Below are 11409 nucleotides of genomic sequence, written 5' to 3' on the forward strand. Positions count from 1 at the left end.
GCGGGGCGTGCGGTCCGGGGCCACCTTGAGGGCGCGGCCGGTCCGGCGCGGTGTTCTCAGGCCGGGGTGTGGGAAAGGGTGCGGCGGCAGAGCGCCAGCAGCACGACGCAGAACACCGCGAACACCGTGCAGAACGCCACGATGGCGGCGGCAAGGCCGATGACATCGGCCACGAAGCCGACCGCCAGAATCGGCACGATGGTGCCGAGATAGGCGATGCTGAAATAACTCGCCAGAATGGCCGCCCGGTCGGTGCTGCCGGAGATGGTGTTGACCAGCACCAGCCCGGACATGAACGACAGGCCGTGGCCGGTGCCGATGGTGACGACGGCGAGCGCGAACAGCACCGTGCTGCCGCCGGAAACCGCCGCAGCCAGCAAAACCACCCCGACAACCAGTATGGCGAGGGCAAAGGGCAGGCAGCGGTGCGGCGGCAGGCGCCGGGCGGGAAACTGCACCGAGGCAGAGAAGAACAGCACCGTCGCCACCGCCGTGCCGCTGACGGCCGGCCCGCGCCACGGCAGCAGCGTTTCGATCAGCGACGGCGCCAGCGAGGCCAGCAGGCTGAACAGCGCATAGGCGGAGAAGGTGGCGAACGAGGCGACCAGAAAGCCGGCCCGCACCTTGCCCGCCGGCATCCCGAGCCGCGGCCGCAGCGAGACGCGACCGGCCAGCCGGTGCCGCCGGTCCGGCAGGAGGGAGAGGCCGGTCAGGATGGCTGCGATCAGCACCATGGCCGCCAGATAGGGCGTGACCAGCGGCATCGGCGCCAGCGCCGCCACAAGGCCGCACACCAGCGGGCCGAGGCCGAACCCGGCCATCGTCGTGATGGAGGCAACCAGCGAGGCCTGCCCGCGCCCGCCCGGCTCCAGCATGAGCAGGCCGAGGGTCGCCGCGGTGGTGATGGTGCCTGAGGCGAAGCCGATCAGGATGCGCCCCAGTCCGAGGGCCGCCACCCCGGTGCGGCTGTCGGATATGCCGGCCGCCGCTGCCGAAAGGGCGAGCCCGCCGAGCAGCACCACCAGCGCACCGCGCAGCACCACCACCGGATCGATGTGATCCGACAGGCGGCCGAGAAACAGGAAGGCGACCATCACCGCCACCATATAGACCACATAGACCACGGTGACGGTGGCGCTGTGGATGCCCCACAGCTGTTCGTAAAGCGGGTAGAGCGGGCTTGCCATGGTTGCGCCCATGGTGCCCCCGCCGAGCGCCATCGCAACGAGAATGAAGGGCGTCCACGATGCGGACCGGCTCTTGACCACGGCGATTGTCCTGTGACCGGGCGTTCTTCAGGCAGTCGCGGCATGGCCGGGGCTGACACGGGCGGGGAGCGATGTCGCAGGACCGGCGCCGGCGCATCGACGGGCTTCAAATGACCCGCTGGTCAGTTTAAAGTCAAGAGACAAACAGGCGGAACCACGAACGGGCAGAACCGCAGAAGGGCAGAGCCGCAGAACGGGCAGAACCGCAGAACGGGATGGGGACGTTGTCATGAGCGAAGACGAGCATCCGGCACGGACGGCCGGCAGCGGCACCGGGCGCACGCGGGGCCCGAGCCCGGAAAAGACCGCCCGCACCCGCGCCGCCATTCTGGCCGCCGCCATGGCGGAGTTTCTGGAGCGCGGCTTTGCTGCGGCCACCATGGCGGGGATTGCCCGGCGCGCCGGCATCGCCAAGGGGACATCCTACCTTTATTTTGAAACGAAGGAGGCGCTGTTTGCCGGCATCGTGCAGGATGTCGTCACCAGCCCGCTGTGCGATGCGGAGAACCAGCCGATTGCGGACGGCGAGACGGTGGCGGACTATTTCCGCCGGACCCTGCTGCCGGTGATGGCCTCCGTGGAGGAGGCCGGGCGCGCCGCCGTGGCGCGGCTGGTGATTGCCGAGGGCGCGCGGTTCCCGTTTCTGATCTCCACCTATCGGGAGGCCGTCTATGCGCCGTTTCTGACGCACCTGCGCCGCTGCGCGCAGCTGGCGGTGGCGCGCGGGGAACTGAAGGACGACACGCTGGTGCGCCTGCCGCACCTGCTGGCTGCGCCGCTGTGGATCGCCATTCTCAATAACGGCGTTCTGGCGCCGGGCGAAGCGGTGGATCCGGCAAGCCTGTTCGACGCCCAGATCCGGCTGGCGTTCGGCGAGGCCGCCCCGGCGGCCGGCGCCCGCTGACGGGCGCTGCGGCCCGCGCCGGCGAGGGGCGCCGTCAGGGGCGCGGCAGAATGCCGTTCAGCAGCACGTTCAGCAGGTTATCCCGCGCTGCGGCAAAGAACGCCGGGTTGCTGAGGTCGCTCTGCGTCAGCGCACGGACCTGAACGGTGAAGTCGGCATAATGCTGGGTGGTGGCCCAGATGGTGAAGATGAAGTGCAGCGGATCCATGGGCGCCAGTTTGCCGGCGGCGATCCACTGCCGCATGGTGGCTATCTTCTCTTCCACCATGGTCTTCAGCGGGCCCGTCAGCAGCGGCATCAGGTAGGGCGCGCCCTGAATGATCTCCATCGCGAACAGGCGCGAGGCGGCCGGCTTGTCGCGCGAGGCTTCCAGCTTGCGCACGATATAGGCCCCGATGGCGGCCGCCGGCTCCTGCGTCTCGTCCATTTCGCCCAGCGGCACCACCCACATTTCCAGCGTCTGGGCGAGCGCGGCGCTGTAAAGCGCCTCCTTGGAGGGGAAATAGTAGAGCAGGTTCGGCTTGGACATTCCCGCCGCTTCCGCGATGTCGCCGATGCGGGCGCCGTGGAAGCCATAGGCCGAGAACACCTCCGTGGCCGCATCGAGGATGCGTTCCATGTTCGCCTCGCCGGCGCGCGTGCGGGCGCGCGTGGGGGTGCCCTCGCGCGCGGCGGCGGCCAGCCCCGCTGCCGCGTCCAAAGACTCCGCGACAGCAGCAGGTCGATCGTTCATCATTGGGCAGCGATGCCTATTTCTTGTCCAATTGGTCAAATGATGGCGGCCGGCAGGAGGCAGGCCCGGCGGGCATTCTAGACAGAACTGGCCATCACGCGGTGATTTTTCACGATTCGGCGACTGGCACGTTGTTTGCGATCAATAATCGGTTGTCCGGCGGGGCGGCGGCTGCCGTCGCAGGGCGGATGCAGGCGATCCCCGCGGGCGGGAATTCTGGAGTGACGGCATGAGTGGAAGCGGTATCCGGCCGGACGGGGCAGCCGGGGCGAAGCCGCCCGCAACGGTGATCGCGATCCGCGATCTCAACCTGACCTATGCCACGGCCGACGGTCCGGTTTTTGCGCTGAGCAACGTCAATCTGGATATCGCCACGGGCGAGTTCGTGTCGCTGATCGGGCCTTCCGGCTGCGGCAAGACCACGCTGATGCGCGCCATCGCCGATCTGGAGCAGCCCACCTCCGGCAGCCTGCTGGTCGACGGGCTCAGCCCGGAAGAGGCCCGGCTCGGCCGGCACTACGGCTATGTGTTTCAGGCCCCGGCGCTTTACCCCTGGCGCACGATCGAGCGCAACGTGATGCTGCCGCTGGAAATCATGGGCATGAAGGGCGACGAGCGGCGGGCCCGCGCCCGCCGGCAGCTCGAACTCGTCAACCTCAAGGGCTTCGAGCGCAAGTTTCCGTGGCAGCTTTCCGGCGGCATGCAGCAGCGCGCCTCCATTGCGCGCGCCCTGTCGTTCGAGCCGAAGCTGCTGCTGATGGACGAGCCCTTCGGCGCGCTCGACGAGATCGTGCGCGACCATCTCAATGAAGAACTGCTCAAGCTGTGGCGGGCGACGGACAAGACGGTGGTCTTCGTCACCCATTCGATTCAGGAGGCGGTGTTCCTGTCGACGAAGATCGTGGTGATGTCGCCGCGTCCGGGGCGCATCATCGATGTCATCGACTGCGATTTCCCGCGCGACCGCGACCTGTCGATCCGCGAGACGCCGGAGTTCATGGCCGTGGCGCACCGGGTGCGCGAGGGCCTGCGCGCGGGGCATGCCTATGTCGACTGAAACGCGCCGCCGGCCCGGCGGCCCCGTCGCCGCCCTCATGCGCGGCAATGCCGGCCCGGTCGTGGTGGTGGTCATCGCCATCCTGATGGTCTGGTATCTGGCCGCCATCTTCCTCAACATGGATACCGTGCGCATGAAGGCCGAGAGCGCCGGCCAGAGCCTTTCGTGGGGCGATGCGGCGGTGCTCACCTTCTCGCAGGACCGTCCTCTGCTGCCTGCGCCGCACCAGATCGTGATGGAGCTGGACCGCTCCGTTCTGGGCGTGAAGCCGACATCCAAGCGCAGCCTGCTCTATCACACCGGCGTCACCGTCGAGGCGGCCATGGCGGGCTTTGCCATGGGGGCACTGCTGGGCATCATTCTGGCGGTGCTGATCGTGCATGTGCGCACCCTGGAAATGAGCCTGATGCCGTGGATCATTTCCTCCCAGACCATTCCGATCCTGGCCATCGCCCCCATCGTGATCGTGGTGTTCGGCTCGCTCGGCATCCGCGGGCTGATGCCGAAGGCGCTGATCTCCGCCTATCTCTGCTTCTTCCCCGTCACCATCGGCCTCGTCAAAGGCCTGACCTCGCCCGACCGGCTGCAGCGCGATCTGATGCGCACCTATTCGGCGACGGCAGCCCAGACGTTCTGGAAGCTGCGGCTGCCGGCGGCGGTGCCGTTCCTGTTCGCCAGCCTCAAGGTGGCGGTGGCGATCTCGCTGGTGGGCGCCATCGTGGCTGAGCTGCCGACCGGCGCGCAGGCCGGCCTTGGCGCACGCCTGCTGGCCGGCTCCTATTACGGCCAGACGGTGCAGATCTGGGCGGCGCTGTTTGCAGCGGCTGCGGCTGCGGCCGTTCTGGTGGCCGTCATCGGGTTTGTCGAACGGCTGGTCGGGCGCGCCATGGGCGTTCAGCCGGCCGGGGGAGGGCGGTGATGCCGGTTTCCGCGTCTGCTTCCGCCCTTCTGCCGTCCCGTCCGGCTGCGCGGCCGGTGCCGGTGCTGCGGCTCATGCTGCTGCTGGCTGCCGGGCTGGCGCTTGCCGCGCCGTTCGGCCCGCTCGGCAGCGGTGCACTGCGGCTGGAGGCACTGCCCGGCGGGCTGGCCGCCATGGTGGCGCTCGGCGTGGTGCTCGGTGTTCTGGCACTCACCCCGCGGGCGCCGCAGGGCTGGCCGCTGATCATCGGCCTTGCCGCGGCGCTGAACGGGGCGTGGGCCTCGCTCGCCGTGCTGGGCCTGCCCGGCGTTGCCGGGGCGGCCCGGTCCGGGTTCTGGCTGATGGTGCTGGCCTCGTGGCTGGGCGCGGCCATGCTGGTTTCCGCTCTTGCCGCCCTGCGGCCGGTGACGAAGACCATGACCCGCCTCGTCGCCGTGGCGGTGCCGTCGCTGTTCGGCCTCTACCTGTTCTATCTGTGGGAGGTCATCGTGCGCGGCTTCGGCGTGCCGGCGGTGCTGATGCCGCCGCCCTCGATGATCGCGGCGCGCATCGCGGTTTCGCTGCCGGTGCTGGCGGCGGATTTCACGCAGACCTTCCTCAAGGGCGTTCTCAGCGGCTATGTGCTCGGCAGCCTCGCCGGCTTTGCCGTGGCTCTGGTGGCAGACCGCGTGCCCTTTCTGCGTCGGGGCCTGCTGCCGATCGGCAATTTCGTGTCGGCGCTGCCCATCATCGGCATCGCGCCGATCATGGTGATGTGGTTCGGCTTCGACTGGCCCTCGAAGGCGGCGGTGGTCGCGGTGGTGACCTTCTTTCCCATGCTGGTCAACGCCGTGGCCGGGCTTTCGGCCACCGGCCCGCTGGAACGCGACCTGATGCGCTCCTACGGCGCCGGCTGGGGCCAGACGCTGATCAAGCTGCGGCTGCCGGCGGCCCTGCCGTTCCTGTTCAACGCCCTCAAGATCAACTCCACCCTCGCGCTCATCGGCGCCATCGTGGCGGAATATTTCGGCACGCCGATCGTCGGCATGGGCTTCCGCATCTCCATCGAGGCCGGGCGTATGGCGCTCGACATGGTGTGGGCGGAAATCGCGCTCGCAGCCGTCGCCGGCACGCTGTTCTACGGCCTCATCGCCTTCGTCGAGCGGCAGGTGACCTTCTGGCACCCGTCCTACCGCAGGTGAACCGCACTCTCTGCCGCGCGGCGCGCTGCGCGGCAGACCGTCCCGAACCATTGAGAACCAGCAGCGCCCGGTGCGGGCGACTGAAAGAACCGGAGGCAGGAACCATGACGTTCAAACGCACGCTCGCCGCGGGATTGCTCCTCGGCATGACCGGCCTGGCGCTGATGGCGGCACCGGCCGGCCGCGCCTTCGCGGCCGATGACGTGACCGTGCAGCTCAAGTGGGTCACGCAGGCCCAGTTCGCCGGTTATTACGTGGCCAAGGAGAAGGGCTACTACGAGGAAGAGGGGCTCAACGTCACCATCAATCCCGGCGGCCCGGACGTGGCTCCGCCGCAGGTGATCGCCGGCGGCGGCGCCGACGTGGTGATCGACTGGCTGCCCTCCGCCCTTGCCTCGCGCGAAAAGGGCGTGCCGCTGGTCAACATCTCGCAGCCGTTCAAGAAGTCCGGCCTGTGGCTGACCTGCCGCAAGGATACCGGCATCAAGACGCCGGCCGACCTGAAAGGCAAGACGCTGGGCGTGTGGTTCGGCGGCAACGAATATCCGTTCCTGGCGTGGATGTCGAAGCTGGGCCTGAAGACCGACGGCTCGCCGGATGGCGTGACCGTGATCAAGCAGGGCTTCAACGTCGACCCGCTGCTGCAGAAGCAGGCCGACTGCATCTCCACCATGAGCTACAACGAATACTGGCAGGTGATCGAGGCCGGCGTGAAGCCGGAAGATCTCGTGGTCTTCAAGTATGAGGACGAAGGCGTCGCCACGCTTGAGGACGGTCTCTACGTGATGGAGAAGAACCTCAACGATCCCAAGTTCGTGGGCAAGATGGCGCGGTTCGTGAAGGCCACCATGAAGGGCTGGGACTATGCCCGCGCCCATCCCGACGAGGCGGCCGACATCGTGCTGGAGAACGACGCCACCGGTGCCCAGACCGCCCAGCACCAGAAGACCATGGCCGCCGAAATCGCCAAGCTGCTGGACACCGGCGATAACGGCAAGCTGGACCCGGCCGACTTCGACCGCACCGTCACCATCCTGATGGCCGGCGGTTCCGACCCGGTGATCACCAAGAAGCCGGAAGGCGCGTGGACCCACAAGGTTTATGACGCGATGAAGTGAGCCCGGCGGCGGGGGCGGGGTTGCGGCACGGTCCGTCGCTCCGCCCCCGCTCCGGCGGCTGCTTTCTGCCAGACGAACAACCCACAACGAGCAAAACCCATGGCAATCCTCATTCGGGGCGGCACGGTCGTGAACCATGACTGGTCGCGGCCCGCGGACGTGCTGATCGAAGACGGTGTGATCCGGGCCGTCGGGCCGGATCTGGAGGCGCCGGCGGGCGCCGAGGTGATCGAGGCGGGCGGCGCCTATGTGCTGCCGGGCGGCATCGACCCCCACACCCACCTCGAATTCAGCTTCATGGGAACGGTTTCGGGCGACGACTTCGAGTGGGGCACCAAGGCGGCGCTTTCGGGCGGCACCACCATGGTCGTCGATTTCTGCATTCCCGGTGCCGGCCAGTCGATGCTGTCGGCCTATCAGGACTATCGCCGCAAGGGCGAGCGGGCGGCCTCCGACTATGGCTTCCACATGGGTGTGACCGGCTGGGACCGCGACACCTGGAACGACATGGCGACCGTGGTCAGAACCTACGGCATCAACACCTTCAAGCACTTCATGGCGTACAAGGGCGCCCTGATGGTGAACGACGAGGAACTCTACAACTCGTTCACCCGCTGCGCCCAGCTCGGCGCCATGCCGCTGGTGCACGCCGAGAACGGCGATGTCGTGTGGCAGCTTCAGCAGAAATATCTGGCCGCCGGCGTGACGGGGCCGGAGGGCCATGCCTATTCCCGCCCGCCGGAGGTGGAAGGCGAGGCGACGAACCGCGCCATCATGATCGCCGACATGGCGGGCGTGCCGCTTTATGTGGTGCACACCTCCTGCCGCCAGTCGCACGAGGCGATTGCGCGGGCGCGGGCCGCCGGCAAGCGGGTGTGGGGCGAGCCGCTGATCCAGCACCTCGTGCTCGACGACAGCGAATACCAGAACCGCGACTGGGACTATGCCGCGGCGCGCGTGATGTCGCCGCCGTTCCGGGCGAAGGAGCATCAGGCGAGCCTGTGGGCCGGGCTTCAGTCGGGCTCGCTGCAGGTGGTGGCGACCGACCATTGCGCCTTCTCCCTTGAACAGAAGCGCATGGGCAAAGCCGATTTCACACAGATCCCCAACGGCACGGGCGGGCTTGAGGACCGGCTGCCGGTGCTGTGGAGCGCGGGCGTCAACACCGGCCGGCTGACGAAGGAAGAGTTCGTTGCCGCCACCTCGGCCAATATCGCGCGCATCCTCAATCTCTACCCGAAGAAGGGTGCGATCCTGCCGGGTTCGGATGCCGACGTGATCGTGTGGGATCCGGCGGCGACGAAAACGATTTCGGCGGCGACGCAGGTCAGCCGCATCGATTTCAATGTGTTCGAGGGCTATCAGGTTACCGGCCTGCCGGCCGTGGTCATCTCGCGCGGCAAGATCGCGTGGATCGACAAGGACCTGCGCGCGGAAGCCGGAGACGGCCAGTATGTGCCGCGGCCGGCCTTCCCGGCCGTGCAGGTGGCGGATGCGAAGTGGCGCGAGATCACCGCGCCGAAGCCGGTATCGCGGCTTGAGGTGACGCCCTGAGCTTTGTTTTCTGACATGCGGCGCACCGCGGGGTGCGCCGCACTCCCTGCTATGTATGGGCGGGCCGGCCGCCGCGCCGCCTGCCGAGGACCCCTGACGATGCGACAGAACCTCCAGATCGACCCCAAGCGTCTCTGGGACATGCTGATGACGACCGCCGCCTTCGGCGGCACGCCCAGGGGCGGCATCTGCCGCCTGACGCTGAGCGACCACGACAAGGCGGTGCGTGACTGGTTCCGTGCCGAGTGCGAGGCCGCCGGCTGCACGGTGACGGTGGACGAGGTCGGCAACATGTTTGCGCTGCGCCCGGGCCGGCGCGCCGACGTGGCGCCGATTGCCATGGGCAGCCACCTCGACACCCAGCCGACCGGCGGCAAGTTCGACGGCATTCTCGGCGTGCTCGCCGGTCTTGAGGTGCTGAAGACGCTGCATGGTCTCGGCTACGAAACCAATGCACCGGTCATGCTGGTGAACTGGACCAACGAGGAAGGCTCGCGCTTTGCCCCGGCCATGCTGGGTTCGGGCGTCTATGCCGGCGTGTTCGACCGCGCCTATGCCGACAGCCGCACCGATCGCAAGGGCATCACCTTTGCCGAAGCCATCGAGGCCATCGGCTATCGCGGCGCGGCGAAGGCCGGGTCCGTGCCGATCGGCGCCATGTTCGAACTGCATATCGAGCAGGGGCCGATTCTGGAGGCGGAAGGCAAGACCGTCGGCATCGTGCAGGGCGTGCAGGGCATCCGCTGGTACGAAGTGACGGTGACGGGACAGGAGGCCCATACCGGCTCCACGCCCATGACCATGCGCCGCAACGCACTGCTGGGCGCCACGAAGCTGATCGAGGCCGTGGATGCCATCGCGCTCGCCCGCCCGCCGTCGGTCGGCACGGTCGGTCTCGTCGAGGTGAAGCCGAATTCGCGCAACGTCATTCCTGGCGAGGTGTTCTTCTCCATCGACTTCCGCCACCCCGAAGAAGGCGTGCTCGACGACATGGAGGCCGCTCTTTACGCCGCCGTGGAGGCCGTGAAGGTGCAGACCGGGCTGGAGATCGCCTGCGATGCCATCTGGTCGTCGCCGCCGGTGGTGTTTCACCCGGAGCTTATCGCCTGCGTGCGCGAGGGCGCACAGGCCGCCGGCCTGCCGGCGCGCGACATCATCTCCGGTCCGGGCCACGATTCCTGCTATGTCAACCGCGTGGCGCCGACGACGATGATCTTCGTGCCGTGCAAGGACGGCATCAGCCACAACGAGGCGGAATCAACCGAGCCGGAAGAGTGCGCGGCCGGGGCGCAGGTGCTGCTGAACGCGGTGCTTGCCTACGACCGCAAATTCGCCTGAAAGGCTGCCTGAGCCGCAGGCCCCCGTTTCCCGCAGCACCGGCCGCGGGCAGGCAGGGGGCCTGCGGAAGTCCGGCCAGCCGTGACCGGCCAGACCATGAGCGGCGCGCGATGACCGGTCACCGCCGCGCTGCGGACTGCGGGCGGTGGCCGGTGCGCGGGCTCAGAGTCCGAGGTCCGCTTTCAGCGTTGCCATCAGCGTCGCGGCGGGCAGCGCGCGGGCGAGGGGTGCGCCCTGTCCTGCCCATTGCGCGCCATAGCCCGGTTCGCCCTTCGCTCTGGCGGCGGCGTTCAGGGCCTTGGCGGCGTCGTAGGCCACCGGATAGGCCGGCACGGCGGCAGGCGACAGGAAGCGGCCCAGCATCGTCAGCCGGTTGGGCAGCGCCCGGGCCGGGCGGCCGGAGATGGTGCGCGTCATCACCGTGCGGGCTGCGGCCGGGCTGGCCAGCGCAGCACGATAGGCGGCGTCGGCGGCGGATTCCGGGCAGGCGATGAAGGCCGTGCCAAGCTGGGCCGCCGCGGCGCCGAGGCTGAGCGCCGCGCGGATGCCGGCACCGTCCATGATGCCGCCGGCGGCGATGACCGGCACATCGAGTGCACGCACCAGCAGGCGGGTGAGGGCCAGTGTGCCAAGCCGCTCGTCGGCCCGGTCGGGATCGAATATGCCGCGATGGCCGCCGGCCTCCCAGCCCTGCGCCACGATGGCATCGATGCCGGCCGCAACCGCCGCCTTTGCCTCTGCAAGGCAGGTGGCGGAGGCCAGCAGCACGACCCCGGCGGCCTGCAGACCGGCGATCACCTCTTGCGGCGGCAGGCCGAAATGAAAGCTCACCACCGGCGGGGCCGCGGCGATCAGCGCTGCCTGAAAGGCCCGGTCGGTGACGAAGCTCTGATAGATTTCGCTGAGTGCGGCCGGCGGGGCGGCGTCGAAACGGGCAAAGCGCGGGGCAAGCCGCGCCAGCCATGCGGCCTCCCGCCCGGCATCGCGCACCGCGGGCCGGTGACAGAACACATTGACGTTGAAGGGCCGGCCGGTGAGCGCCCGCGCTGCGGCGATGGCGGCAAGGCCGGCCTGTGCATCGCCCGCGCCAAGGCCGAGGCCGCCGAGCCCGCCGGCATTGCTGACCGCGGCAGCGAGCGCCGGCGTGGCGACGCCCGCCATCGGCGCCTGAAAGACCGGCACGGTGAGGCCGAGACGCTGCAACAGAGGGTGGGAGGCTTCGGCGGACATGGCAACGGCGGACATGGCAACGGCATCCGGTTGGACGGGTGGCGGCGCGCGTCCGCCCTGCCTGAAGAGCTAATGCCGGGGCCGGATTCGGTCACCTGATTTCTTGC

At 68.7% G+C, this 11409-nt stretch carries 10 protein-coding genes; 7 read left to right on the forward strand and 3 right to left on the reverse strand.

Features of this window, described 5'->3' with window-relative positions; genetic code table 11:
- Positions 1-56: 56 nt before the first annotated feature.
- Positions 57-1268 carry an MFS transporter gene (locus V7067_RS02330; protein ID WP_334174260.1) on the reverse strand — a complete coding sequence of 404 codons (1212 nt, stop codon included), beginning with the start codon at positions 1266-1268 and terminating at the stop codon, positions 57-59.
- Between the two features lie 229 nt (positions 1269-1497).
- On the opposite strand from V7067_RS02330, the gene V7067_RS02335 reads away from it, so the two are divergent.
- On the forward strand, positions 1498-2172 hold the full coding sequence (locus V7067_RS02335) for a TetR/AcrR family transcriptional regulator (RefSeq protein WP_334174261.1): 675 nt from the start codon (positions 1498-1500) through the stop codon (positions 2170-2172).
- A 34-nt stretch (positions 2173-2206) separates the two neighbouring features.
- On the opposite strand, the gene rutR is transcribed toward V7067_RS02335, so the two are convergent.
- Positions 2207-2872, reverse strand: coding sequence for an HTH-type transcriptional regulator RutR (gene rutR, locus V7067_RS02340; protein WP_334174262.1), 666 nt, complete (start codon positions 2870-2872; stop codon positions 2207-2209).
- Positions 2873-3134: 262 nt separating this feature from the next.
- Here rutR and V7067_RS02345 point away from each other — a divergent pair, with 262 nt between their 5' ends.
- From V7067_RS02345 to V7067_RS02370, 6 genes are all read left to right on the forward strand, one after another.
- The gene (locus V7067_RS02345) at positions 3135-3962 is read left to right on the forward strand and encodes an ABC transporter ATP-binding protein (protein ID WP_334174263.1); all 828 of its coding nucleotides are present in this window, start codon (positions 3135-3137) and stop codon (positions 3960-3962) included.
- 37 nt (positions 3963-3999) lie between these two features.
- Positions 4000-4881, forward strand: coding sequence for an ABC transporter permease (locus V7067_RS02350; RefSeq protein WP_334174287.1), 882 nt, complete (start codon positions 4000-4002; stop codon positions 4879-4881).
- 74 nt (positions 4882-4955) lie between these two features.
- A complete protein-coding gene (locus V7067_RS02355) occupies positions 4956-6062 on the forward strand; it encodes an ABC transporter permease (protein WP_334174288.1) in 1107 nt (368 codons plus the stop codon).
- Positions 6063-6208: 146 nt separating this feature from the next.
- Entirely contained in the window at positions 6209-7180 is a 972-nt protein-coding gene (locus V7067_RS02360; protein WP_334174289.1) for an ABC transporter substrate-binding protein, read from the forward strand.
- A gap of 99 nt (positions 7181-7279) precedes the next feature.
- Positions 7280-8734, forward strand: coding sequence for a dihydropyrimidinase (gene hydA, locus V7067_RS02365; protein WP_334174264.1), 1455 nt, complete (start codon positions 7280-7282; stop codon positions 8732-8734).
- 99 nt (positions 8735-8833) lie between these two features.
- Positions 8834-10072: a M20 family metallo-hydrolase gene (locus tag V7067_RS02370; RefSeq protein WP_334174265.1), complete on the forward strand. Its 1239-nt coding sequence runs from the start codon at positions 8834-8836 to the stop codon at positions 10070-10072.
- A gap of 162 nt (positions 10073-10234) precedes the next feature.
- Here V7067_RS02370 and V7067_RS02375 read toward each other — a convergent pair whose 3' ends face one another.
- The gene (locus tag V7067_RS02375; protein WP_334174266.1) at positions 10235-11317 is read right to left on the reverse strand and encodes a nitronate monooxygenase; all 1083 of its coding nucleotides are present in this window, start codon (positions 11315-11317) and stop codon (positions 10235-10237) included.
- Positions 11318-11409 lie beyond the last annotated feature (92 nt).

It is taken from the genome of Pseudoxanthobacter sp. (assembly GCF_036822375.1).
Classification (GTDB): Bacteria; Pseudomonadota; Alphaproteobacteria; order Rhizobiales; family Segnochrobactraceae; genus Pseudoxanthobacter.

What these genes read in the sequence shown, in the direction of transcription:
- V7067_RS02335 (WP_334174261.1), top strand. Translation starts at nt 1,498, where the DNA reads ATGAGCGAAGACGAGCATCCGGCACGGACGGCCGGCAGCGGCACCGGG.
- V7067_RS02345 (WP_334174263.1), top strand. Translation starts at nt 3,135, where the DNA reads ATGAGTGGAAGCGGTATCCGGCCGGACGGGGCAGCCGGGGCGAAGCCG.
- V7067_RS02350 (WP_334174287.1), top strand. Translation starts at nt 4,000, where the DNA reads ATGCGCGGCAATGCCGGCCCGGTCGTGGTGGTGGTCATCGCCATCCTG.
- V7067_RS02355 (WP_334174288.1), top strand. Translation starts at nt 4,956, where the DNA reads ATGCTGCTGCTGGCTGCCGGGCTGGCGCTTGCCGCGCCGTTCGGCCCG.
- V7067_RS02360 (WP_334174289.1), top strand. Translation starts at nt 6,209, where the DNA reads ATGACCGGCCTGGCGCTGATGGCGGCACCGGCCGGCCGCGCCTTCGCG.
- hydA (WP_334174264.1), top strand. Translation starts at nt 7,280, where the DNA reads ATGGCAATCCTCATTCGGGGCGGCACGGTCGTGAACCATGACTGGTCG.
- V7067_RS02370 (WP_334174265.1), top strand. Translation starts at nt 8,834, where the DNA reads ATGCGACAGAACCTCCAGATCGACCCCAAGCGTCTCTGGGACATGCTG.
- V7067_RS02375 (WP_334174266.1), bottom strand. Translation starts at nt 11,317, where the DNA reads ATGTCCGCCGTTGCCATGTCCGCCGAAGCCTCCCACCCTCTGTTGCAG.